The organism is Nesterenkonia halophila (genome assembly GCF_009467795.1).
Classification (GTDB): Bacteria; Actinomycetota; Actinomycetes; order Actinomycetales; family Micrococcaceae; genus Nesterenkonia; species Nesterenkonia halobia.
The window spans coordinates 84,703-107,851 of record NZ_WIAX01000004.1 but is presented as its reverse complement, the minus strand read 5'-3'; the positions used below and the strand labels follow the sequence as shown (position 1 = coordinate 107,851).

Here is a 23,149-nt window from a genome sequence, read left to right as displayed (position 1 = left end):
CGCCACGCCCAGACGGTCATCCCGATCACCAGCGCCCAGGTGCACACCACCCACACCCCGAGGACGACGCTCGTTTTTAATGATACGGCGACCACCGAGACCAGCGAGACCTGCCCCGGCAGCGTGGAGATCAGGCCGGTGACGAGGAACGTCCGCTGCGGCACGCCGAAGGCGCCGGCACCGTAGTTCACCGGCCAGTAGGGCACTCCCGGCATCAGCCGCAGCACGCAGAGCCCGGCGAATCCGGCATCCTCGAGGTGGCGCTCGACCGTGGCGGCGTGGACCCCCAGCAGTCGGCGGACAGTGCTCCGCCCGAGCGCCCGGGCGAGCCAGTAGGCGCCCCAGCTGCCCAGCAGCACTCCGACCACGGACAGCAGCGAGCCCTCGATCACGCCGAAGAGCAGGCCGCCGGTGATCGCCATGATCGTCACCGGGATCGGCGTCATCGCCACGAGCGCATAGAGCCCGGCGAAGGCGATCCAGGCCACCCCGCCGAGGCCCTCCAGCCGGCGCTGGAGCTCGTCCACCGAGGGCAGGCGGACGTTCACCGCGAGCCAGAGCATCGCCAGCAGCAGGAGCACCAGCAGCACGTTGCGCGCCCAGACGCCCCATCGGGGCCCGGCCGGAGCCGCGGCGTCGGGGGTCGGGCGGGCGACGTCGCCGGCGTCGTCGGAGGTGCGATCCACCCGTCCGATCCTACGCGGGAGCAGGCCCCGCCGCCCGCGTCGGGGACCGCCGCGCAGACTCTGGAACAATGGGCCGGGTGAACGAGCGCGAACACGACGAGACGAGCGAGCCGGCGCCCACCGGCCGGGACGGCCACCAGAACGGCCACCAGGACGCCGGCCGGGACGCCGACGCGGGGACCGAGGCCGCGGACGAGGACGCGCGCGACGAGCAGCCCGTCACGCCCCAGCTGACCCCGGCGCAGTCCCGGCGACTCTCCCAGCCGATGGTCGGCATCCTGCTGTCGGTGCTGGTGACCGTCGGGGCCGTGGCCGTGCTGATGCTGATGAACCCCTCCCCCGACCCCGAGCCGTTCACTCCGGACGAGGACGTCGAGGCGGCCGCCGGCCCGGTCGCCGACGTCGCCGGCTTCGCTCCGGTGGTCCCGCAGGTCCCCGACGACTGGACGGCGAACTACGCCCGGTGGAAGGGCGGCGAGGAGGTGCCCCACTGGGAGGCCGGCTACACCACCTCCGAGACGGACTTCGTCGGGTTCGCCCAGACCGACGCGGCGAACCCCACCTGGATCGCCCAGGAGGTCGACCAGGCCCCGGAGGCTGGCACGACCACTCTCGAGGGCATGGAGCTGACCATCCGACGGGACGAGGACGCCGACCGCGAGCACTTCGTGCTGGACGCCGCGGAGAACACCGTCGACGGCACCACAGTGGTCATCAGCGGCGACGCCGACGACGCCGAGTTCGACGCCGCGCTGCGGGCGATCCTCGCCGGCCTGGGCGAGGGGCCCGCCGCCGACGGCTCCCCCTCCGCCCCCTGACGACTCCGACGACCCCCCACGACGACCCTGAGGAACTCACCACGAGGAGAGCGATGACCGAGACCGCCACGAACACCCCCGCCGCGGCCTGGCAGGAGCTGGCGCAGGGCAATGCCCGCTTCATCACCGGCGAGGCCCGCCACCCGAACCAGGACGCCGCGCGGCGCGAGGAGCTGACCGGAGGCCAGAGCCCGAAGGCGGTCGTCTTCGGCTGCTCGGACTCGCGGCTGGCCGCGGAGATCATCTTCGACGTCGGCCTCGGCGACATCTTCGTGGTGCGCACCGCCGGCCAGGTCATCGACGACGCGGTGCTGGGCTCGCTGGAGTACAGCGTCGACGTGCTCGACGTGCCGCTGATCGTGGTGCTCGGCCACGACTCCTGCGGCGCGGTCACCGCCGCCATCGACTCCACGGAGGCGGCGACGACACCGAACGGCTTCGTGCGCAGCCTGGTGGAGCGGATCACCCCCTCGGTGCTCTCCGCTCGCCGGAAGGGCATCACAGACGTCGACGGCACCGTCGAGGAGCACATCGCCCAGACCGCCGCCCGGCTCACCGAGCATTCGCGGTCGCTGCACGAGGCCGTCGAGGCCCGCCGGACCGCAGTGGTCGGGGTGACCTACCGGCTGGCCGAGGGCCGCGCCGACGTCGTCTCCTCCATCGGCGACGTCGAGGACTGAGCAGACGGCTCACCGCTGCTCAGACGCGGAGCACCAGGGCGTCGCCCTGTCCTCCGCCGCCGCAGAGCCCGGCGGCTCCGATCCCGCCGCCGCGGCGCCGGAGCACCAGAGCCAGGTGCAGCACCAGCCGGGCCCCGGACATCCCGACCGGATGGCCCAGCGCGATCGCTCCGCCGTCGACGTTGAGCCGCGACGCGTCGATCCCCAGACGGCGCGCCGAGGCCACGCTGACCGCGGCGAAGGCTTCGTTGATCTCCAACAGGTCCAGCGCCGTCGGCTCGACGCCCTGGCGGGCGCAGGCCGCGGCGACGGCGCGGGCCGGCTGCAGCTGCAGGGAGGAGTCGGGGCCGGCGACCATCCCGTGGGCGCCGATCTCGGCGATCGGCTCCAGACCCAGGTCCCGGGCCCTCTCCTTCGCCATCACCACCAGCGCCGCGGCGCCGTCGGAGATCTGCGACGAGGTCCCGGCCGTGATCGTGCCGTCCCGGGAGAACGCCGGACGCAGCGCCGACAGCGTCTCGGCGGTGGTCTGCTCCCGGATGCCCTCGTCGGCGTCGACGACGACCGGCTCTCCGCGACGCCGGGGGACCTCCACCGGCACGATCTCCTCGGCGAAGGCTCCCCGGTCCCGGGCGGCGGCGGCCCGCTGGTGCGAGGCGGCCGCCGCGCGATCCTGGTCCTCGCGGGAGACCTCGACCTCGCCGGTGTTGCAGGACTCGGTCAGCGCGCCCATCGACTGGTCGGTGGCCTGGTCGTGCAGCGCATCGTGGGCCATCGAGTCCACCAGCCGCGCGTCGCCGTACTTGGTCCCGGTGCGCGAGCCCGGCAGCAGATGCGGCGCGTTCGACATCGACTCCATGCCGCCGGCGACGACGACCTCGGCGTCTCCGGCCCGGATCATCCGGTCCGCCTCCACCACGGCGTTCAGCCCCGACAGGCACACCTTGTTGACGGTGATCGCCGGCACCGACGCCGGCACCCCGGCGCGCGAGGCGGCCGTGCGGGCCGGATTCTGCCCGGCGCCGGCCTGGATGACCTGCCCCATGATCACGTGGTCCACCGCCTCAGCGGCGAGGCCGGCACGGTCCAGGGCGCCGCGGATCGCCGTCGCGCCCAGGGCCGCGGCCGGCAGGGACGACAGCGTGCCCAGCAGGCTCCCCATCGGCGTGCGCGCGCCGGCGACGATGACGGTCTCGGTCATTGGTCTCCTCCTTCGTCCGGGGCCGCCCTCAGGCCTCGGCCTCGTCCAACGCCGCAGTGACGCGCGGCCCGGTCTTCTCGACGACCTCCTCGACGGAGACGCCCGGGGCCAGACGGCGCAGGACGAGCCCCCGGCCGCCGTCGTCGCCGGCGCCGTCGACCACGTCGAGCACCGCCAGATCGGTGATGATCCGGTTCACGACGCCGACGCCGGTCAGTGGCAGGGAGCACTCCTCGACGATCTTCGGAGCGCCCGTCTTGGAGGTGTGGTCCATCACCACGATCACCCGCCGAGCCCCCGCGACGAGGTCCATCGCCCCGCCCATGCCCTTGACGAGCTTGCCGGGGATCATCCAGTTCGCCAGATCGCCGGCGGCGGTCACCTCCATCGCCCCGAGGATCGCCGCCTGGACGTGTCCCCCGCGGATCATGGAGAAGCTCAGCGCGGAGTCGAACACCGCCGCCCCCGGCAGCAGCGTGACGGTCTGCTTGCCGGCGTTGATGAGGTCGGGATCCTCCTCGCCCTCATAGGGATATGGCCCGGTCCCCAGGATGCCGTTCTCCGACTGCAGGGTGATCCGGACGCCCTCGGGCAGGTGGTTGGCCACCAGCGTCGGGATGCCGATGCCCAGGTTGACGTAGTCTCCGTCGTGCAGCTCGCCGGCCGCGATCGCGGCCATCTCGTCGCGCGTCCAGCTCATCAGGTCCTCCCAGCTCGGGGTCTCGCGTCCGGCGCCTCGCCGGCCGTGAAGTCCTCGTCACGCATCGGCCGGCTCGGGCCGCGGACGGGTCGTGCGCTTCTCGATCAGCTTCTCGCGGTCGGTGGCCTGCACCAGACGCTGCACGAACACCGACGGGGTCATCACAGCATCCGGACGGATCTCGCCCGGTTCGACGATCTCCTCGGCCTCCACGACGGTGACCCGCCCGCATGTGGCCACGAGCGGGTTCAGGTTCCCCGCCGTCAGGTTGTAGACGAGGTTGCCGCCGGCGTCGGCCGTCCGGGCGTGCACCAGGGAGACGTCGGCGACGATGCCGCGCTCGAGGATGAACGTCTCGCCGTCGAACTCCTGGTGCTGTTTGCCCTCGGCGACCCGGGTGCCGACGCCGGTGCGCGTGAAGAATCCGGGGATCCCGGCGCCGCCGGCGCGGAGCCGCTCGGCCAGGGTCCCCTGCGGGGTGAACTCCACCTCCACCTCGTCGGCCAGATACATCTCGGCGAAGCGCCGATTCTCGCCCACGTAGGAGGCCATGATGCGCCTCACCTGGCCGTTCTCCAGCAGCCGGCCGAGGCCCTCGCCGTCGACGCCCATGTTGTTGGAGGCGATCGTCAGGTCCCGGACGCCGGAGTCCCGCACCGCGTCGATGAGATCCGCGGGGATCCCGCAGAGCCCGAAGCCGCCGACGGCCAGCGTCATTCCGTCGGCGAGCACGTCCTGCAGCGCCTCGGCCGCCGTGCCGTATCGTTCAGCCATGTCTCCACCTTCCTGCGCCCGGGCGAACGGGCGTCTCGCGGGGTGCGATCGTCAGCGGTCCGTGCGGACGTCGTCGACGGCGCCGGGCGTGGCGAGCAGGTCCAGCGCCCGCTCGCGCATCCGCACCTTGCGGACCTTCCCGGTGATCGTGGTGGGGAACTCGTCGACGATGACCACGTATCGGGGGATCTTGTATTTGGCCAGCTGACCGTCGCAGTGCGCCTTCAGCTGCTGGGCGGCGACGGGCTCGGCGTCCCGGCGCAGCCGGATCCAGGCCATGAGCTCCTCGCCGTATCGGTCGTCGGGCACGCCGATGACCTGGGCATCGATGATGTCGGGATGGGTATAGAGGAACTCCTCGATCTCCCGGGGATAGATGTTCTCGCCGCCGCGGATCACCAGGTCCTTCATGCGCCCGGTGATCTGCACGTACCCGTCGGCATCCATCCTGCCCATGTCCCCGGTGCGCATCCACCCGTCGTGGTCGACCGCCTCGGCGGTCTTCTCCGGGTCGTTCCAGTAGCCCCGCATGACCAGGTAGCCGCGGGTGCACAGCTCGCCGTCGGCGTCCACGCCCAGGGTCTCTCCGGTGACCGGGTCGGCGACCTTGACCTCCACATGGGGGCCGACGCGGCCGACCGTGCCGACCCGACGGCGCAGCTCGTCGTCCACGCGCGTCTGCAGCGATACCGGGGAGGTCTCGGTCATGCCGTAGCAGATGGTGACCTCCTCCATGTTCATCTCGTCGATGACGCGGCGCATGACCTCCTCCGGGCACGGAGAACCGGCCATGATCCCGGTCCGGAGGCTGGTGAGGTCGAACGCCCCGAGGGTCTCGAGGCTCAGCTCGGCGATGAACATCGTCGGCACGCCGTAGAGGCTGGTGCAGCGCTCGGCCTGGACCGTCGACAGCGTGGCCTCCGGGTCGAAGGCCGCCGACGGGATGATCATCGTCGATCCGTGCGTGACGGCGGCGAGATTGCCCATGACCATGCCGAAACAGTGGTAGAAGGGCACCGGGATGCAGATGCGGTCAAGCTCGGTGTAGCGGCAGACCTCGCCGACGAAGAACCCGTTGTTCAGGATGTTGCGGTGGGTCAGCGTCGCGCCCTTGGGGAAGCCCGTGGTGCCCGAGGTGTACTGGATGTTGATGGGGTCCTCGGCGGCGAGCCCGGCGGCGATCCGGTCCAGGGCCTCGTCGTCGGCCTCTGCCGCGAACAGGCTCTCCCACGCGCCGGTGCCCATGATGACCGTCAGGTCCAGCGGGCCGCGCTCGGCCTCCGCGGCCGCGAGCATCCCCGGATAGTCCTGCCCGCCGGACTCCCCCGAGGCGACCGCGGCGGTGAGCCCGGCCTGCTCGAGCACGTAGTCGAGCTCGTGCTGGCGGTAGGAGGGATTGATGGTGACCAGCACGGCCCCGATCTCGGCCGTGGCGAACTGCGTGAGAGTCCATTCCCAGGTGTTGGGCCCCCAGATGCCGATGCGCTCGCCCGCGGCGAGGCCGGCCCGGTGGAGGCCGGTGGCCAGTCGGCGCACGTCCGCCCGCAGCTGCCGCCAGGTCCACCGCCGGCCGGTCGGGACGTCCACCAGCGCCTCGCCGTCGGGGAACCGGGCGGCCGCGGCCGCCAGACTCTCGCCGATCGTGCCCTCGATCAGCGGAACGTCGGTCGGGCCGCAGTCGTACGCCGTCGTCAGCGGCCCCCGCGCACTCGCCTCGCATGGTGTCGCGATCATCTGGGCTCCCGGATCCGTCGCTTTCAGTTAATGCCGACAAACTCGAAGCTACCAGGATGTGAGGCGACTCACAACACCCGGGCCCTCACCGGTCGATGCGACAGTCGATCGCCGCCCGGGCCATCGCGGTCAGCGCGCGAGCGCTGTCGTCGATCGCCGTCGGGGAGGGGACGCTTCCGTAGTGATGCTTCATGGAGTGGGCGGTGGAGTTGATCAGGCCGAACACGGCATGGACGCGGGTGCGGAGCTCCTCGGAGCCGGCACCCGGATGCAGCTGCCCGATCGCCGCGGCCCAGAGCTCGATGTACTCGCGCTGCATGCGCCGGATCCGACGCCGGTCCGCGTCGGCGAGGCGCTGCATCTCCTGGTCCTGGACCCGGATGACCTCAGGACTGCGCAGCGCGAAGGCCACCTGGAACGCGACGAGACGGTCCAGCCGCGAGGCGACGTCGGCCTCCTGCGCCCGGATCCCGCGGGCGCCGTCGAGCAGCTCCGCGCTGACCCCCAGCAGCAGCTGGCCGAGCATGTCCTGCTTGCCCCGGAAGTGCCGGTAGATGGCCTGGCCGGTGACGCCGACCTCGCTGCCGATGTCGTCGAGCGCCACCGAGGCGAAGCCGTGCAGGCCGAACAGCCGTCCGGCCGCCTCGAGGAGGTCGTGCCGACGCTGCTCCTTCTCCGCCTGCCGCCGCGTCATGATTCTCGTGTCGCCGTCGCGGACTTCAGCACTGGACAAGCGTGATCACCACCACTATCTTGAATTTCAGTTATTCATCGTTAACTCAAATCTAGCCGCTCGACGACGGGCCGACAAGGCCGGCCCCGCGGGGGACGTCCGCAGAGCACGACTGCGATCCCTCGACCCGGATCCAGGGAGGACGACGTGGAGACACTCCCCAGTGCAGTGGACACCCTCTCCGAGGAGTTCGCCGCCAACGCGAGGAGGAACCGTCAGCTGCGCCGCGAGCTGACGGAGCTGCTGCACCGCACGGCGCTGGGCGGACCGGAGAAGACGCGCCGCCGGCATCGCGAGCGGGGCCGGCTGCTCCCCCGGGAGCGCGTCGACCGGCTGCTCGACGACGGCAGCCCGTTCCTCGAGGTCGGGGCCCTGGCGGCCCACGGCATGTATGACGACGCCTCCCCCGGCGCCGGCATCATCACCGGCATCGGGCTGGTCCACGGCCGGCAGGTGATGGTCGTGTGCAACGACTCCACGGTGAAGGGCGGCACGTACTTCCCGATGACGGTGAAGAAGCACCTCCGCGCGCAGGAGATCGCCGGGGAGAACGGCCTGCCCTGCGTCTGCCTGGTCGACTCCGGCGGCGCCTTCCTGCCGATGCAGGACGAGGTCTTCCCGGATCGGGAGCACTTCGGGCGGATCTTCTACAACCAGTCGCAGCTCTCCGCGCAGGGCATCCCGCAGATCGCCGCGGTGCTCGGCTCGTGCACAGCGGGCGGAGCCTACGTCCCGGCGATGAGCGACGAGTCCGTGATCGTGCGGGACCAGGGCACGATCTTCCTGGGCGGGCCGCCGCTGGTGAAGGCGGCCACCGGCGAGGAGGTCACCGGCGAGGAGCTGGGCGGCGCGGAGGTCCACACCTCCCGCTCCGGCGTGGCCGACCACATCGCCGAGGACGACGACCACGCGCTGCAGATCGTCCGCGACATCGTCTCCACGCTGCCCGCGCCGGAGGCTCCGGCGTGGAGCGTCGCCTCCGAGGCCCGGCCGCCGCGGCTGCCGGCGGAGGAGCTCGACGGGATCATCCCGCGCGACGTGAACCAGCCCTACGACGTCCACGAGGTCATCGCCCGGCTCGTCGACGACAGCGCCTTCCACGAGTTCAAGCGCGACTACGGCACCACGCTGGTCACCGGGTTCGCGCACATCGACGGCCACCCCGTGGGCATCGTCGCCAACAACGGGATCCTGTTCTCCGAGTCATCCCTGAAGGGGGCCCATTTCATCGAGCTGTGCGACCAGCGCGGCATCCCGCTGCTGTTCCTGCAGAACATCTCCGGGTTCATGGTGGGCCGGGACTACGAGGCCGGCGGCATCGCGAAGAACGGCGCCAAGATGGTCACCGCCGTCGCGACCACGCGGGTCCCGAAGATCACCGTGGTGATCGGCGGCTCCTTCGGCGCCGGCAATTATTCGATGTGCGGCCGGGCCTACTCCCCGCGCTTCCTGTTCCTGTGGCCCAACGCCAGGACCTCGGTGATGGGCGGCGAGCAGGCCGCCGCGGTCCTGGCGACGGTGAAGCGCGACCAGCTCGAGGCCGCCGGCGAGGAGTGGAGCGCGGACGAGGAGGAGCAGTACAAGGAACCCGTCCGGCAGAAGTACGAGGACCAGGGCAGACCCTGGTACTCGACGGCGCGGCTCTGGGACGACGGCATCATCGACCCCGCCGACACCCGCCGCGTGCTCGCCATGGCCCTGGAGACGTGCTCCCGGACCCCGCTGCCCGACCCCGGCTTCGGCCTGTTCAGGATGTAGGAGATCAGGATGACGACTCCCTCGACCCGACGCTCGACCCGACTCTTCGGCACAGTGCTGGTGGCCAACCGCGGCGAGATCGCCGTGCGGGTGATCACCACGCTGCGGCGCCTCGGCATCAGCTCGGTCGCGGTCCACTCCGAGGCCGACGCCGACGCGGCGCACGTGCACCTGGCCGACCGGGCGGTGTGCATCGGTCCGCCCGCGGCCGCCGAGTCCTATCTGGACATCGGAGCGGTCGTCGACGCCGCGCGGACCGCCGGCGCCGACGCCGTCCACCCGGGCTACGGCTTCCTCTCCGAGAACCTCGAGTTCGCCCGGGCATGCCAGCAGGCCGGGATCACCTTCATCGGCCCAGGCGTCGACGCCCTGGAGATCATGGGCGACAAGATCCGGTCCAAGAACCACGTGGCCGCCGCCGGCGTGCCGCTGGTCGAGGGGATCTCCGAGCCCGGAATGGACGACCGGCGGCTGATCGAGGCCGCCGAGGGGATGACCTTCCCGGTCCTGATCAAGCCCTCCGCCGGAGGCGGCGGCAAGGGGATGCACGTCGTCGAGCGCCCCGAGGAACTCGCCGAGACACTGGTGACGGCGCGACGCGTCGCGCAGGCCTCCTTCGGCGACGACACGCTGTTCATCGAGCAGCTCATCCGCTCGCCCCGCCACGTCGAGGTCCAGATCCTCGCCGACTCTCACGGCGGCGTGGTGCACCTCGGCGAACGCGAATGCTCGCTGCAGCGGCGGCACCAGAAGGTCATCGAGGAGGCTCCCTCTCCCCTGCTCGACGAACAGACGCGGGAGCGGATCGGTCAGGCGGCCTGCGACACCGCGCGCAGCGTCGACTACCTCGGCGCCGGGACGGTGGAGTTCCTCGTCTCCGACGAGCAGCCGGACCGGTTCCATTTCATGGAGATGAACACCCGCCTGCAGGTGGAGCATCCGGTCACCGAGCAGGTGACCGGGGTGGACCTGGTCGAGCAGCAGATCCGACTCGCCGCCGGCGAGCCCCTGGCGATCCGCCAGGAGGACGTGGCCCTCGACGGACATTCCGTGGAGGCCCGCGTCTACGCGGAGGTCCCGGAGTCCGGATTCCTGCCCAGCACCGGCACCGTGGTGCATCTGACCGAGCCCGTCGGCGAGGGCGTCCGCGTGGACTCCGGACTCCGCGCGGGCCACGTCGTCGGCGTCGACTACGACCCGATGCTCGCCAAAATCATCACGACCGGGGCGGACCGTGAGCAGGCCTTCGCCCGGCTGCACCGCGCGCTGGGCGAGACCGTGGTGCTGGGCGTGGAGACCAACGTCTCCTACCTGCAGCAGCTGGCCGCCGACGACGACGTCCGCGCCGGACGCCTGGACACCACCATGATCGAGCGCCGGCTGCCGGAGATGACCTTTCCCCGCCCCGACGAGGACGTCTTCGTCGCCGCCGCGCAGTTCGTCGCCGACGCGCGGGAGGCCCCCGCCCCCGGACGGCCCGACCACGGGTGGCGCCGGGACGGGTGGCGGCTCGGCGAGCGATCGGGCGTCACCTGGACGGCGACCCACCGGGCCCCCGACGGCGAGCAGCTCACCGTGGTCGTGCCGCGGGACGAGCCGGCCGAGCTGCGGGCCACGGCGCCGGGCGGGCCCCGCCGCAGCGCCGGGACGCAGCTGTTCACCCGGAACGGCGTCACGCGCCCGATGACCCTCGTCGAGGGGGCGCGCCGCCGGGAGGGCGTCGACGTCTGGGTCTGGTCCGCGCGCTTCACCGGGATGATCACCGTCCTGGACCGCCAGGCCCGGACCCTGCAGCTCCTCGCACAGCGGGAGACCCGGCACGCCGTCGCCGCCCCGGAGGTCGTCGCCCCGCTGCCGGGCACCGTCGTCGCCGTCGAGGCGAGCAGCGGCGCCCGGGTGGAGGCCGGCGATCCGCTGGTCACGATCGAGGCGATGAAGATGGAGCACCGCCTGACGGCCCCGCTCGAGGGCACGGCGACGATCGCCGTCTCCCCCGGGGACCGGGTCTCACTCGGCCAGGTGCTGGCCACTGTGACGGCGGACGCCGCCGCAGACGAGCAGAAGGAGGCATGAGCAGTGGACTACGAGCTCACGGAGGAGCAGCAGGCCCTCGTCGAGGCGGTGCGGGACTTCACCCGGGAGGTGGTGGCGCCCGTCTCGGCCACGCATGACCGAGAGCATTCCTTCCCCTACGACGTGGTCGCCCAGATGGGCGAGATGGGCCTCTTCGGCCTGCCCTTCCCGGAGGAGCACGGCGGACAGGGCGGGGACTACTTCGTCCTGTGCCTGGCCCTGGAGGAGCTGGCCAAGGTCGACCAGTCGGTGGCGATCACCCTGGAGGCCGGCGTCTCCCTCGGCGCGATGCCGATCCATCGCTACGGCACCGAGGAGCAGAAGGCGACCTGGCTGCCCCGCCTCACCAGCGGGCAGAACCTGGCCGGATTCGGCCTCACCGAGGCCGAGGCGGGGTCCGACGCCGGAGGGACCCGCACCAAGGCCGTCCTCGAGGACGGGCAGTGGGTGATCGACGGGACCAAGGAGTTCATCACCAACTCCGGCACCGACCTCTCCTCCCTGGTGACCGTCACGGCGGTGACCGGCGAGTCCCGCCGCGAGGACGGCTCGGTGAAGAAGGAGATCTCCACCATCCTGGTGCCGACCGACACCGCGGGATTCACCGCCGAGCCGGCCTACGACAAGGTCGGCTGGAACGCCTCCGACACCCACCCGCTGACGCTGAACGGCGTGCGGGTCCCCGAGGAGAACCTCCTCGGCGAGCGCGGGCGCGGCTACGCCAACTTCCTGGGCATCCTCGACGAGGGGCGCATCGCGATCGCGGCCCTGGCCGTCGGGGCGGCGCAGGGCTGCGTGGACGAGTCCCTCCGCTACGCGAAGGAGCGGGAGGCCTTCGGCGCCCCGATCGGGAAGAACCAGGCGATCTCGTTCAAGATCGCGCGCATGCAGGCCCGCGCCCACACCGCCCGCCTGGCCTACTACGACGCCGCGGCGAAGATGCTCGCCGGAGAGCCTTTCAAGACCGAGGCGGCGATCGCCAAGGTGGTCGCCGGGGAGGCCGCGATGGACAACTCCCGCGACGCCACCCAGGTCTTCGGCGGCTACGGCTTCATCAACGAGTTCGTCGTCTCCCGCCATTACCGGGACTCGAAGATCCTCGAGGTCGGCGAGGGCACCACCGAGGTGCAGCTGATGCTCATCGCGCGCAGCCTCGGCCTGGACTGACCGCCGCCCCTCCGACGAGGAAGGAGATGGACCCCATGACCGACGAGGACGCCGGCGAGGACCGCCGGATCATCCAGCAGCGCGGCCTCTACCTCGACGAGCTGACGGTGGGCGCGGTCTACCGGCACGCGCCGGGCCGCACCGTCACCGAGGCGGACAACGTGCTGTTCACCACGCTGACGATGAACACCCAGTCGCTCCATCTGGACGCGCACTGGTCGGCCCAGCAGCCCTTCGGCCGCCCGCTGGTGAACTCCATGTTCACGCTGGCGACGATCGTCGGAGCCTCGGTGGCGCAGCTGTCCCAGGGCACGATCGTGGCCAACCTGGGCTTCGAGGAGGTGCAGTTCCCCCGCCCGCTGGTGCCAGGAGACACGCTCTACTCCGAGTCCGAGATCCTGGACACGCGTCTCTCCTCCTCGCGGCCCCGCCAGGGGATCGCGAGGATCCGCCACCGGGGCCGCAACCAGGACGGGGCCGTGGTGGCCGAGTGCGTCCGTTCGGTGATGCTGTGGGCCTCGGAGGAGGCGCACCGGACCAGCGCGACGGGAGGCGAGGCATGAGCAGCCATCTCTCCGGCTCTGCCCAGTTCGATGTGGGACCGACGCTGCTGTTCTGCCCCGCCGACCGGCCTGAGCGCTACGCGAAGGCCGCCGAGCGCGCCGACGCCGTCATCATCGACCTCGAGGACGCGGTGGCCGCCGACGACAAGCCCGCCGCCCGGCGGCACCTGCGTGGACACCTGGAGGCGCTGGCCGCACCGGAGGCCGAGGCGCTGCGCCGTCGGACGGTGGTGCGCGTCAATCCGGCCGGCACCGAGGCCTTCGACGCCGACGTCGAGCATCTCGCCGGCGCCGGCGCGGCCCTGGTGATGCTGGCCAAGGCCGAGTCCGTCGACGACGTCGCCGCGGCCGCCGCGGTCTTCCCCGCGGCGGGGATCATCGCGCTGTGCGAGACCGCCGCCGGGGTCTCCCGGGCCGAGCAGATCGCCTCCCATCCGCAGGTGGTCGCCCTGATGTGGGGCGCCGAGGATCTCATCGCCTCCATCGGCGGCAGCTCCTCCCGCCGTCCCGACGGGCTGTACCGCGATGTGGCGCGGCAGGCCCGCACCCAGGTGCTGCTGGCCGCGGCCACCCACGGGGCGGCCGGGATCGATGCGATCTACGCCGACATCGACGACGCCGAGGGCCTGGCCGCCGAGGCCGCCGACGCCGTCGGCAGCGGCTGGGCCGCCAAGGCCTGCATCCATCCCGCCCAGGTGCCGGTGGTCCGGCGGGCCTACGCCCCCTCCGCCGAGGATCTGGAGCATGCCCGCGCGCTGCTGGACGAGGCCCCCCGCCACGGCGGGGCGTTCCGCTTCCGCGGCGCGATGGTGGACATGCCGCTCGTCCGGCACGCCGAGCAGATCGTGCGCCGGGCCGAGGCCGCCGGGGACGCCTGAGCCCGACCGGCGCCTGGGCTCGGCCGCAGCGCTCCGGCGCCGACCCGACGGCGCAACACCGTCCGCCGCGACGGCCGGGCTCATAGAATGGCCGCATGACTGAGAACTCAGCTGCTGAGACCGAATACCGCATCGAGCACGACACCATGGGCGAGGTGAAGGTGCCCGCCCATGCGCTGTACCGGGCCCAGACCCAGCGGGCCGTGCAGAACTTCCCGATCTCCGGGCGCACGCTGGAGCGGGCCCACATCGAGGCGCTGGCACGGGTGAAGAAGGCCGCCGCGCAGGCGAACCGTCAGCTGGGCGTGCTCGACGCCGCGCGCGCCGAGGCCATCGCCGGCGCCGCCGACCGCGTGGCCTCCGGCGAGCTGGACGAGCACTTCCCCGTCGACGTCTTCCAGACCGGCTCCGGCACGTCGTCGAACATGAACACCAACGAGGTGCTGGCCACGCTGGCCAACCGCGTGCTGGCCGAACAGGGGGCGGACGAGGAAGTCCACCCCAACGACCACGTCAACGCCTCGCAGTCCTCCAACGACGTCTTCCCCACATCGGTGCACGTGGCGACCACGTCAGCGCTGCTCAACGACCTCAAGCCCGCGCTGACGCATCTGGCCGAGGCGCTGGAGGCCAAGGCGAGCGAGTTCTCCGAGGTCGTGAAGTCCGGCCGCACCCACCTGATGGACGCCACCCCGGTCACTCTGGGCCAGGAGTTCTCCGGCTACGCCGCCCAGGTCCGCTACGGCATCGAGCGCCTCGAGGCCGCGCTGCCGCGCGTCGCCGAGGTCCCGCTGGGCGGCACCGCCGTCGGCACTGGCATCAACACTCCGGCCGGCTTCGCCGAGACGGCGATCCGGGCGCTCGCCGAGGAGAGCGGCCTGCCGCTGACCGAGGCGCGCGACCACTTCGAGGCGCAGGCCAACCGGGACGGACTGGTCGAGGCCTCCGGCCAGCTGCGCACCATCGCCTACTCGCTGATGAAGATCAACAACGACCTGCGCTGGATGGGCTCGGGCCCGAACACCGGCCTGGGCGAGATCGCGCTGCCGGATCTGCAGCCGGGCTCGTCGATCATGCCCGGCAAGGTCAACCCGGTGATCTGCGAGTCGGCCATCCAGGTCTGCGCCCAGGTCATCGGCAACGACACCACGGTGTCGCTGTCGGCGACCAACGGCGCCTTCGAGCTCAACGTCGGCATCCCGGTGATGGCGGCGAACCTGCTGGAGTCGATCCGGCTGCTGACGAACACCGGCTACGTGATGGCCGACAAGATGATCTCCGGGATCACGGCGAACACCGAGCGCACCAGCTTCCTGGCCGGCGCCTCGCCGTCGGTGGTCACTCCGCTGAACAAGCACGTCGGCTACGAGGCCGCCGCCGAGATCGCCAAGCACGCGGTGAAGAACAAGGTCACCGTGCGCGAGGCGGTCGTCGAGCTCGGCTACCTGGAGCGCGGCGAGCTGACCGAGGAGCAGCTCGACGAGGCCCTGGACGTCATGTCGATGACGCAGCCGGGCTGAGTCGCCCCCTCGCCTCGCGCCGCGGGCCGGTCCGCCGTCGTGCGGGCCGGCCCGCGGCGCCTGCGGGTGAGGCCGGCGGGCCGCGGGCGCCGGGTCAGTCGTGCTGCGCGGCCGGCTCCCCCGCCGCCTCCGCGTGTGAGGTGCCGGGCTCGGTGAACTGCGCCGGCGCGCCGGCGTCGAGCGCCCAGCCGATGACCATGCGCTGGTCCTCGGCGAGCGACTCCGGCAGCGCGGTGACCGGGAACCAGCCGACGTCGACCGACTCGTCGTCGTTGACCCGCGGCTCGCCGTCGAGCGTCTCCATCTCGAACACCGTGTCCAGATAGCGGCAGCGATCCCCGTTGGCATACTCGACGGGACCGTGGGCGAAGACCCCGGCCACGCGCACCGGGCAGGCCGTCAGCGCCGTCTCCTCCTGGACCTCCCGGATGGCCCCGTCCGCCGGGTCCTCCCCCGGCTCGAGGATCCCTGCGGTCACCGTCCAGGCGCCGTCGTCGCTGCGCTTCACCAGCAGCACCTCCGGCGAGGGCAGCACGCGTCCGTCCGCGCGGCGCCGGACCACCACCGCGCGGACGGCGGGGATCCAGAGCTCCGCAGTGCCGACATGACGGCGCAGGTCGCGGATGAAGTCGGGAGTGGGCACAGGCTCCTCCGAAGGGGCATGAGTTGGATGAGAAGACTTTCAGAACATCATCCCAGGGCTGGCGCCCCGGGGTGTCGTGTTGCGCGGCCCTCCGCCGCCGAGCCGGATGAACTCCTCATGACCACGGGGCGGCGCGGAGCTCACCGGATCCGCACATGCGGCGAGCGCGCCGGCGGCCCGCGGATCAGCTGATGATCAGCGCGATGGCCGCGCCGAGGATCAGGAACGGGCCGAAGGGGATGCGGCTGCGCCGGCCCGCCCGCCGGGTGATCAGCAGCCCGGCGGCGACCAGCCCGCCGAGCAGGAAGGCCAGCACGACGGCGGCCAGCACCGTCGTCCAGCCGAGGAACCCGGTGTAGAGGGCCAGCACCGCCACGAGCTTCACATCCCCCATCCCGATCGACGGCGGATGGGCCAGCCGGATCAGCAGGAAGGCCCCGCCCCAGATCAGCGCCGCCGCCAGGGCGCGCAGCAGCCCGTCCAGGGCGCCGGTGAGCAGCGTGACCGCGACCAGCACCCCCAGCGCCGTCAGCCCCCACGGGTAGAGGATGCGGTTGGGCAGCCGGTGCTCGGCGAGGTCCACGAAGCTCAGCGCGACCGCGCAGAGGGCGAAGGCCGCGCCGCCGCCCAGCAGCAGCACGCCGGCGATCAGATCGAGCGCCGAGCCGGAGGTGAGGAGTTCGCCGATACGGGGGATCACGGGATCCAGCGTAGGCGGATCGCCGCGCGATCGGGAACGACGGACGCGACCCTGTGGAGGGCCGCGTCCTGCATCCGCCCGTAGGATGGAATGGACTCACGAGAGCGAGGCATCATGAGGGACACCCCCGCCAGGACACCGGAAGGCGACGGCGACGATTCCTGGGGCGCGCTGGCCCGCGACGCGCGCTCGCACCTGCTGCGCAGCGCGCTGCCGGTGCTTCTCCCGGTGGCGGTGATGTGGGTTCTGCTGCTGGTCCGCCTGGTCACCGGCAACTGGCTGACGCTGTCGCTCAGCCTCGAGGCGCGCGAGCTCTCCGGATTGATCGGCATCGTCACGATGCCGCTGGTGCACGGCGGATTCGCCCACCTGATCGGCAACACCGCCGCCTGGCTGCTGCTCGGCGGTCTGATCGCCCTGCTCGACCGCCGCTTCCCGCTGATCCTGCTGCTGATCTGGCTGCTCTCCGGAGCGGTCCTGTGGGTCATCGGCACTCCGTGGGTCTGTCAGGCCCCCGGCTCGCTGGACTGCGCCGGCCATCACATCGGGGCATCCGGGGTGACCTACGGCTTCGGCGCCTTCCTCATCGCCTACGGCCTCCTGACCCGACGGATCGTCGCCGTGCTGGTCGCCGTGCTCGTGCTGCTCGTCCACGGGGTCTCGATGCTGTTCGGCATGCTGCCGTTCACCGCCGGGACGGGCGTCTCCTGGACCGCCCACCTCTCCGGCGCGATCGCCGGCGTCGTCGTCGCCTTCCTCATGACGCGGACGGCCCGGGCCGCACGAGCGGCCCGGGCCTGATCAGCGTGGTCGCGCGCCCTCGGGGGCGGCGCGCTCAGCCCTGGTCGAGCAGCTCGGTGACCAGCGCGGCGATCCGCGAGCGCTCGGAGCGGTTCAGCGTCACATGCCCGAAGAGCGGGTTGTCCTTCAGCGTCTCGACCACGGCGGCGACGCCGTCGTGCCGGCCCACGCGCAGGTTGTCGCGCTGGGCGACGTCGTGGGTGAGCACGATCTTGGAGTTGTGCCCCATCCGCGACATCACCGTCAGCAGCACGTTCTTCTCCAGCGACTGGGCCTCGTCGACGATCACCCAGGCGTCGTGCAGACTGCGGCCGCGGATGTGGGTCAGCGGCATGACCTCCAGCAGCCCGCGGTGGGCGACCTCGTCGAGGACGTTCTCGCTGACCAGCGCGCCCAGGGTGTCGTAGACCGCCTGCCCCCAGGGGTTCATCTTCTCCGTCTCGGTGCCCGGCAGGTAGCCCAGATCCTGGCCGCCGACCGCGTAGAGCGGCCGGAAGACCACGATCCGCTTGTGCTCGCGCCGCTCGAGCACCGCTTCGAGGCCGGCGCAGAGCGCCAGCGCGGACTTGCCGGTGCCGGCGCGCCCGCCCATCGAGACGATGCCGACCTCGCGATCGGTGAGCATGTCGATGGCCAGCCGCTGCTCGGCCGAGCGGCCGTGGACGCCGAAGACCTCGCGGTCGCCGCGGACCAGCTGCACGTGCTTCTGCGAGGCGCCGTCGATACGGACCCGGCCCAGCGCCGAGCCGGAGCCCGAGGAGATCACCAGCCCGGTGTTGGTGGGCAGGTCCTCGGCGTCGTCGAGGTCGATCAGCTCGCCGTCGTAGAGGCTGGAGAGCTGTTCGTCGGTGGCGGTGACCTCGGCCAGCCCGGTCCAGCCGGTGTCGGCGACCCACTCGTTGCGGTACTCGTCGGCGTCGAGACCCATGGCCGAAGCCTTCACGCGCATCGGCAGGTCCTTCGAGACCACGGTGACCTCGCGGCCCTCGTCGGCGAAGCTCTTGGCCACTGCGAGGATGCGCGAGTCGTTGTCCGAGCCGCGGAAGCCGTGCGGCAGCACCTCCAGCGAGATGTGGTTGAGCTCGACGATCAGGCTCCCGCCCTCGTCGTTGAGCGGGATCGGCTGGTTCAGCGCCCCGTGGGCGACGCGCATCTCGTCGAGCAGCCGCAGGGCGGTGCGAGCGTAGTAGCCCAGCTCGGCATCGTGCCGCTTGCCCTCCAGCTCGGAGATGACGACGAGGGGGACGATCACCTCGTGCTCGGCGAAGCGCAGCATCGCCCGCGGGTCCGAGAGCAGCACGGAGGTGTCGAGCACATAGGTCTTCTGTGCGACCGCGCCGGCGAGGGAGTCCCGCGGGGCGGCGGCGTGCTCAGGGGTGGTCGGGACGGAGGAGTTCAGGGAGGACACGATTTCTCCAGACCGGGGAGCGGCGGCCTCGACGCCCTGCGGGCCGCGGCCGTCGCTGGCCGTGCCCGGAAGGACGCGGGGCGGATGCCGCTCCCGCTTCGACGATCGGACGGTGTGTGCGGTTCGGCCCGCAGGGGCCGGACCGACCCCATCTGCCGTTCGGCATGTGTCGGGCCTCTCCGGTCAGGTTCCTGACACTGACCAGACTAGACCGGCCCGCGGCGGCGGAGGTCACCAACACGGACGGCGAGATGACGGCTCGGTGAACTCTGCCCCGCCCCGTCGGTGACCACGAGCCCGACGGCGCATGACGCCCCAGGCCAGCGGCGCTGCGGCGGCTCAGCCCCCGTAGCGCCGCTGGCGCTGGGCGAAGTCGCGCAGCGCGCGGACGAAGTCCACCCGACGAAAGTCCGGCCAGAGCGCCTCGCAGAAGTAGAACTCCGAGTAGGCCGACTGCCACATCAGGAATCCGGAGAGCCGCTGCTCGCCGGAAGTGCGGATGATCAAGTCCGGATCCGGCTGGCCGCGGGTGTAGAGCCGGTCCGCGATCGCCCCCGGCGTCAGCTCCTCGGCCACGGCGCCGGGACTGCGGCCCTGATCCTCGGCGTCGCGCAGCAGCGCCTTGACCGCGTCGACGATCTCCTGGCGCCCGCCGTAGCCGACGGCGACGTTGACGTGCACCGAGGGCGGCTCGTCGTCGGCGATCTCGGCGATCTCGCGCAGCCGGGCCGCCAGCGGCTCGGGCAGCAGCTCTGGGGCGCCGACCGGGTGGACGCGCACCGGACGCCCGCCCGGGCGCGACTCGGCCAGCCGCTCGAGCGTGTCGCCGATGATCTCCATCAGCTGGTCCAGCTCGTCGGAGTGCCGGCTCATGTTGTCGGTGGAGAGCATATAGAGCGTCACCGTCGGGACGCCCAGCTCGGCGCACCAGCCGATGAACTCGACGATCGTGTCGGCCCCGGCGAGGTGCCCGTCGGCGGTGTGCGCACCGGCCTGGCGGGCCCAGCGGCGGTTGCCGTCGACGACGACGCCGATGTGCCGGGGCAGCCGGTCGGCCGGCAGGGCGCGGCGCAGCCGTCGCTCATACACCGCATAGGGCAGGTCCCGCAGCCTCATGACGCCTCCTCGCTCATCGTCGTCGCCGGCGGCGGAGCGCCGGCGCGAACACCACCGTATCGCGCACCAACAGTGTTACCTGCCGGTCACTTCTGCCGCGTAGACTGGGGCCATGACCCTGCGGAGCGACTCCCGTCGAACGCCGTCGGCCGCGCCGTCCGCCTCCTCTCCGACCGCGCCCGCGCCGCCGCCCAAGCCGGTGATGCGCGGCTGGCTGCACGCCGCCATGGTGCCGCTGGCGCTGGCCGCCGGCGTCGTGCTGGTCGTGCTCGCCCCGCCCGGGCTGAAGCTCGCCTCGGCGGTCTACGCAGTGACCGGTCTGCTGCTCTTCACCGTCTCGGCGACGTACCACCTGGGACACTGGCGTCCGCGCACGCGGATGCTGCTGAAGCGGCTCGACCACACCAACATCATGCTGATCATCGCCGGCACCTACACGCCGCTGACGCTGGCGCTGCTGCCGGAGCCGAAGGATGCGATCCTGCTCACCGGCGTCTGGGTCGGCGCCCTCGGCGGCGTGGCCTTCCGCCTGCTGTGGACCGGCGCCCCGCGCTGGCTCTACGTGCCGGTCTACGTGCTGCTCGGGCTCGCCGCCGTCGTCTTCCTCGGCGACTTCTTCGCCGCCGACGTCGCCTCCGCGGTGCTGATCTGCGTCGGCGGGGCCGCCTACATCACCGGAGCGGTCTTCTACGGTCTCAAGCGGCCGGTGCTCTCCCCGCGCTGGTTCGGCTTCCACGAGCTCTTCCACGCCTGCACGCTGGTCGGCTTCATCTGCCACTCCGTGGCGATCATGCTCTCCGTGCTGGGCTGACGCTCCGCCCCGGTTCGGTGCGCTGAGCCGGCCAGTGCACGGCGCCGGCGCGATCCACGGCGCCGGCTCAGGCGACCGGCTGCTCCCCCAGCCGCGCCAGCGCCGCGGCGATCGAGGTCTCCGGCGGCAGGCAGACCATGGCCTCGACGGCGTTGAGGCAGACGCTCAGCCGCAGCGGGCGCCCGGGCCCGACGGCCTCCGCGGCGGGCGGCTCGACGACGAGACCGTGCAGCACCGCCGCCCGGCGCACGGCGGCCAGGTCCTCCTCAGTCGCGGAGAGGACCCGGAACGCCGGCGACCCGACGGCGACGCGCCGCAGCACCTGCAGACTGGCGCCGACGACCATCGGCGCCCGCGGGGCGGCAGTCGGCGCGTGGTGGAGGATGTCGACGGCGCGCAGGGCGTCCGCGTCGGGCAGCCCGTCGCCGTCGGCGGTCGCCACCAGCGCCTCGGCCAGCTGCAGCGCGTCGGCGGCCGCGGCGACGCCGCCGGGCTCGGGGCCGTCGAAGGGCGTGGCCAGCGCCGGGCCCTGCAGGGCGGCGGTGAGCATCGCGCCGCCGTCGGCGCTCTCCACCAGGGCCGGCCGGTCCTCCTCGTCCTCGACGACGAAGCGCGTCCGCAGCGTGGCCAGCAGTCGACGGCCGCGGTCCAGCCAGCGCTGCGCGTCCTCGGCTCCGGCTCCGGCTCCGGCTCCGACGGAGGCGAGCGTGAAGCAGGCGCTGATCACCTGGGCATGATCGGTCAGCGTGCCCAGCGCCGCATCGGCCCGACCGGCGTGGGAGACGCGCCGGACCACCGGGCCGGCGCCTCCCCCGTCCACGACGTCATCGCCTGCGGCATCGTCACCGGCGGCATCGTCACCCGCGGCGTCGTCGACGTGGACGTCCCAGAGCCGCTCCCCGAGCCGTCCGGCACGCTCCAGCAGCCCGTCGTCGGCCCAGCAGACGGCGGCCTCGGCCAGCGAGCGCACCGCCATCGCGTTCCACGCCGCGACGGCCTTCTCGTCGCGCGCCGGCTGGGCGCGGGCCGCACGACGACGCCGCAGCACCGGAAGCACCGCCTCCCACACGCGGCGCTCCTCGCCGACCGGCGGAGCGTCGAAGTGCAGAGTGCGCGGCGTGTCCTCGGCGATGTGCGCCGCCGCCCCGGACTCGTCGGCGGGGACGCCGCGGTTCAGCGCGATCAGCCGCTCCGCATCGTCCTCGCCGAGCCCCGCCGCGCGGGCGGCGGCGCGCAGATCGCGGTCGCTCATCAGGTAGGTCCCGCCCTCCTGGTGGCGGCCGGAGGCGTCGACGGTGTCGGCGTCGAGCGAGGACGCCAGCAGTCCGGACTCCAACAGCATCCGGCGGTGCAGCCAGTCGACGACGCCGCGCCCGACCCGCTCGGCCTCGGCGCGCGTCGCCCGGCTCGCGGCCGGGTGCACGCTCAGCCGCGCATAGTGGCCCAGCAGCTGGGCATTGTCGGCGAGCATCTTCTCGAAGTGCGGCAGCGCCCAGGCGCGATCCGTGGCGTAGCGGGCGAATCCGCCCTCGATCTGATCGTGCAGGGCGGACCGCCCCATCGCCTCCATCACCCGGATCGCCGGCGGACCCGCCGGAGACTCGGGGTTCCGGGCAGCCTCCTCCAGCAGCAGGCCCAGCAGCGGCGACGGCGGGAACTTCGGCGCCGGGGAGAATCCGCCGTGGACGGTGTCCTCCTCGGCGAGCAGCGCCTGGATCGCCCCCGCGACGGCGTCATCGGCCTGCGCGAGGATGTCCGGGCCCGGCACGCCGTCGTGATCCGGATGCGGCGCGCCCAGCTCCTCCGCGGGCGCAGTCACCAGCTGGGCCTGGCGGCGTCGCTGGTCGCCGAGCGCGGCGGCGATCTGCGCCGCCGAGGCCTCGACCTCGTCGCGCCGCCGCGTCCAGGCGGCCTGCACGGCGTCGAGGACCTCGGCGAAGGACGGGACCTGTCCGCGACGCCGGGGCGGGAAGTAGGTTCCGGCGTGGAAGACACGTCCGGTGGGATCGGTGAAGACGCTCATCGGCCAGCCGCCCTGCCCGGTGAGCGCCTGGGTGGCGGCCATGTAGGCGTCGTCGACGTCGGGGTGCTCCTCGCGGTCGACTTTGATCGCGACGAAGCCGGCGTTCAGCGTCGCCGCGGTCTGCTCGTCGGAGAAGGACTCGGCGGCCATGACATGGCACCAGTGGCAGGCGGAGTAGCCGATCGAGACGAAGACCGGCACGTCGCGGCGTCGGGCCTCGGCGAAGGCCTCCTCGCCCCATGGATGCCAGTCGACCGGATTGTCGGCGTGCTGGCGCAGATAGCGTGACGAGCTCTCGGCGAGGCGATGTCCCATGCCTCCAGTCTCGTCCACCGACGCGCCGCCGTCGACGGGTCCCCGGG

Annotated in this window: 21 protein-coding genes; 10 read left to right on the top strand and 11 right to left on the bottom strand. The window is 72.3% G+C overall.

Going from position 1 to position 23,149, the window contains the following annotated elements; translation table 11 throughout:
• A partial coding sequence (locus tag GCL72_RS02455) for a TVP38/TMEM64 family protein (RefSeq protein WP_246160972.1) occupies positions 1-686 on the bottom strand: 686 nt, incomplete at its 3' end.
• Positions 687-763: 77 nt separating this feature from the next.
• Here GCL72_RS02455 and GCL72_RS02450 point away from each other — a divergent pair.
• Positions 764-1,504, top strand: a complete 741-nt coding sequence (locus GCL72_RS02450) for a DUF4245 domain-containing protein (RefSeq protein WP_170289532.1) — start codon at positions 764-766, stop codon at positions 1,502-1,504.
• 53 nt (positions 1,505-1,557) lie between these two features.
• On the top strand, positions 1,558-2,184 hold the full coding sequence (locus tag GCL72_RS02445; protein WP_153143124.1) for a carbonic anhydrase: 627 nt from the start codon (positions 1,558-1,560) through the stop codon (positions 2,182-2,184).
• Positions 2,185-2,203: 19 nt separating this feature from the next.
• Here the strand turns inward: GCL72_RS02445 and GCL72_RS02440 are convergent, their stop codons facing one another.
• The 5 genes from GCL72_RS02440 to GCL72_RS02420 all read right to left on the bottom strand — a co-directional run bounded on the left by GCL72_RS02440 (position 2,204) and on the right by GCL72_RS02420 (position 7,287).
• Positions 2,204-3,385: an acetyl-CoA C-acyltransferase gene (locus GCL72_RS02440; protein ID WP_153143123.1), complete on the bottom strand. Its 1,182-nt coding sequence runs from the start codon at positions 3,383-3,385 to the stop codon at positions 2,204-2,206.
• Between the two features lie 28 nt (positions 3,386-3,413).
• Positions 3,414-4,085, bottom strand: coding sequence for a CoA transferase subunit B (locus GCL72_RS02435; RefSeq protein WP_153143122.1), 672 nt, complete (start codon positions 4,083-4,085; stop codon positions 3,414-3,416).
• A gap of 57 nt (positions 4,086-4,142) precedes the next feature.
• The gene (locus GCL72_RS02430; protein WP_153143121.1) at positions 4,143-4,859 is read right to left on the bottom strand and encodes a CoA transferase subunit A; all 717 of its coding nucleotides are present in this window, start codon (positions 4,857-4,859) and stop codon (positions 4,143-4,145) included.
• A 51-nt stretch (positions 4,860-4,910) separates the two neighbouring features.
• The gene (locus tag GCL72_RS02425) at positions 4,911-6,593 is read right to left on the bottom strand and encodes an AMP-binding protein (protein WP_153143120.1); all 1,683 of its coding nucleotides are present in this window, start codon (positions 6,591-6,593) and stop codon (positions 4,911-4,913) included.
• Positions 6,594-6,678: 85 nt separating this feature from the next.
• Positions 6,679-7,287, bottom strand: coding sequence for a TetR/AcrR family transcriptional regulator (locus GCL72_RS02420; RefSeq protein ID WP_153143119.1), 609 nt, complete (start codon positions 7,285-7,287; stop codon positions 6,679-6,681).
• A gap of 186 nt (positions 7,288-7,473) precedes the next feature.
• On the opposite strand from GCL72_RS02420, the gene GCL72_RS02415 reads away from it, so the two are divergent.
• The 6 genes from GCL72_RS02415 (at position 7,474) to GCL72_RS02390 (ending at position 15,285) form a co-directional block, all read left to right on the top strand.
• Positions 7,474-9,084, top strand: a complete 1,611-nt coding sequence (locus GCL72_RS02415; RefSeq protein WP_153143118.1) for a carboxyl transferase domain-containing protein — start codon at positions 7,474-7,476, stop codon at positions 9,082-9,084.
• Between the two features lie 9 nt (positions 9,085-9,093).
• On the top strand, positions 9,094-11,157 hold the full coding sequence (locus tag GCL72_RS02410) for an acetyl/propionyl/methylcrotonyl-CoA carboxylase subunit alpha (protein WP_153143117.1): 2,064 nt from the start codon (positions 9,094-9,096) through the stop codon (positions 11,155-11,157).
• A gap of 3 nt (positions 11,158-11,160) precedes the next feature.
• The gene (locus GCL72_RS02405; protein WP_153143116.1) at positions 11,161-12,324 is read left to right on the top strand and encodes an acyl-CoA dehydrogenase family protein; all 1,164 of its coding nucleotides are present in this window, start codon (positions 11,161-11,163) and stop codon (positions 12,322-12,324) included.
• 35 nt (positions 12,325-12,359) lie between these two features.
• Positions 12,360-12,887: a MaoC family dehydratase gene (locus tag GCL72_RS02400; protein WP_153143115.1), complete on the top strand. Its 528-nt coding sequence runs from the start codon at positions 12,360-12,362 to the stop codon at positions 12,885-12,887.
• Entirely contained in the window at positions 12,884-13,765 is an 882-nt protein-coding gene (locus GCL72_RS02395; RefSeq protein ID WP_153143114.1) for an HpcH/HpaI aldolase/citrate lyase family protein, read from the top strand. Before GCL72_RS02400 ends, GCL72_RS02395 begins: the two co-directional genes overlap by 4 nt.
• 95 nt (positions 13,766-13,860) lie before the next feature.
• A complete protein-coding gene (locus GCL72_RS02390; protein ID WP_153143113.1) occupies positions 13,861-15,285 on the top strand; it encodes a class II fumarate hydratase in 1,425 nt (474 codons plus the stop codon).
• 94 nt (positions 15,286-15,379) lie between these two features.
• Here the strand turns inward: GCL72_RS02390 and GCL72_RS02385 are convergent, their stop codons facing one another.
• Together GCL72_RS02385 and GCL72_RS02380 are read right to left on the bottom strand one after the other, a co-directional pair.
• On the bottom strand, positions 15,380-15,928 hold the full coding sequence (locus tag GCL72_RS02385; RefSeq protein ID WP_153143112.1) for an NUDIX hydrolase: 549 nt from the start codon (positions 15,926-15,928) through the stop codon (positions 15,380-15,382).
• 184 nt (positions 15,929-16,112) lie between these two features.
• Positions 16,113-16,628 carry a prepilin peptidase gene (locus GCL72_RS02380; RefSeq protein WP_170289531.1) on the bottom strand — a complete coding sequence of 172 codons (516 nt, stop codon included), beginning with the start codon at positions 16,626-16,628 and terminating at the stop codon, positions 16,113-16,115.
• A gap of 114 nt (positions 16,629-16,742) precedes the next feature.
• Between GCL72_RS02380 and GCL72_RS02375 the strand changes: the two genes are divergently transcribed.
• Complete coding sequence (locus tag GCL72_RS02375) at positions 16,743-17,429, top strand: rhomboid family intramembrane serine protease (protein ID WP_153143110.1); 687 nt, start codon at positions 16,743-16,745, stop codon at positions 17,427-17,429.
• Positions 17,430-17,463: 34 nt separating this feature from the next.
• Here the strand turns inward: GCL72_RS02375 and phoH2 are convergent, their stop codons facing one another.
• Together phoH2 and uppS are read right to left on the bottom strand one after the other, a co-directional pair.
• The gene (gene phoH2, locus GCL72_RS02370; RefSeq protein ID WP_153143109.1) at positions 17,464-18,837 is read right to left on the bottom strand and encodes an RNA 5'-3' helicase PhoH2; all 1,374 of its coding nucleotides are present in this window, start codon (positions 18,835-18,837) and stop codon (positions 17,464-17,466) included.
• 339 nt (positions 18,838-19,176) lie between these two features.
• Entirely contained in the window at positions 19,177-19,953 is a 777-nt protein-coding gene (uppS, locus tag GCL72_RS02365; protein WP_153143108.1) for a polyprenyl diphosphate synthase, read from the bottom strand.
• A gap of 112 nt (positions 19,954-20,065) precedes the next feature.
• On the opposite strand from uppS, the gene trhA reads away from it, so the two are divergent.
• Positions 20,066-20,764, top strand: a complete 699-nt coding sequence (trhA, locus tag GCL72_RS02360) for a PAQR family membrane homeostasis protein TrhA (RefSeq protein WP_153143107.1) — start codon at positions 20,066-20,068, stop codon at positions 20,762-20,764.
• A gap of 67 nt (positions 20,765-20,831) precedes the next feature.
• On the opposite strand, the gene GCL72_RS02355 is transcribed toward trhA, so the two are convergent.
• Positions 20,832-23,102: a thioredoxin domain-containing protein gene (locus GCL72_RS02355; protein ID WP_153143106.1), complete on the bottom strand. Its 2,271-nt coding sequence runs from the start codon at positions 23,100-23,102 to the stop codon at positions 20,832-20,834.
• Positions 23,103-23,149 lie beyond the last annotated feature (47 nt).

Excerpts from the sequence above, each read along its gene's own strand:
- GCL72_RS02390 (WP_153143113.1), top strand. The coding sequence starts at position 13,861 with ATGACTGAGAACTCAGCTGCTGAGACCGAATACCGCATCGAGCACGAC.
- GCL72_RS02435 (WP_153143122.1), bottom strand. The coding sequence starts at position 4,085 with ATGAGCTGGACGCGCGACGAGATGGCCGCGATCGCGGCCGGCGAGCTG.
- GCL72_RS02440 (WP_153143123.1), bottom strand. The coding sequence starts at position 3,385 with ATGACCGAGACCGTCATCGTCGCCGGCGCGCGCACGCCGATGGGGAGC.
- GCL72_RS02430 (WP_153143121.1), bottom strand. The coding sequence starts at position 4,859 with ATGGCTGAACGATACGGCACGGCGGCCGAGGCGCTGCAGGACGTGCTC.
- GCL72_RS02395 (WP_153143114.1), top strand. The coding sequence starts at position 12,884 with ATGAGCAGCCATCTCTCCGGCTCTGCCCAGTTCGATGTGGGACCGACG.
- GCL72_RS02425 (WP_153143120.1), bottom strand. The coding sequence starts at position 6,593 with ATGATCGCGACACCATGCGAGGCGAGTGCGCGGGGGCCGCTGACGACG.
- GCL72_RS02410 (WP_153143117.1), top strand. The coding sequence starts at position 9,094 with ATGACGACTCCCTCGACCCGACGCTCGACCCGACTCTTCGGCACAGTG.
- GCL72_RS02420 (WP_153143119.1), bottom strand. The coding sequence starts at position 7,287 with ATGACGCGGCGGCAGGCGGAGAAGGAGCAGCGTCGGCACGACCTCCTC.
- GCL72_RS02375 (WP_153143110.1), top strand. The coding sequence starts at position 16,743 with ATGAGGGACACCCCCGCCAGGACACCGGAAGGCGACGGCGACGATTCC.
- GCL72_RS02355 (WP_153143106.1), bottom strand. The coding sequence starts at position 23,102 with ATGGGACATCGCCTCGCCGAGAGCTCGTCACGCTATCTGCGCCAGCAC.
- uppS (WP_153143108.1), bottom strand. The coding sequence starts at position 19,953 with ATGAGGCTGCGGGACCTGCCCTATGCGGTGTATGAGCGACGGCTGCGC.
- GCL72_RS02445 (WP_153143124.1), top strand. The coding sequence starts at position 1,558 with ATGACCGAGACCGCCACGAACACCCCCGCCGCGGCCTGGCAGGAGCTG.
- trhA (WP_153143107.1), top strand. The coding sequence starts at position 20,066 with ATGACCCTGCGGAGCGACTCCCGTCGAACGCCGTCGGCCGCGCCGTCC.
- GCL72_RS02400 (WP_153143115.1), top strand. The coding sequence starts at position 12,360 with ATGACCGACGAGGACGCCGGCGAGGACCGCCGGATCATCCAGCAGCGC.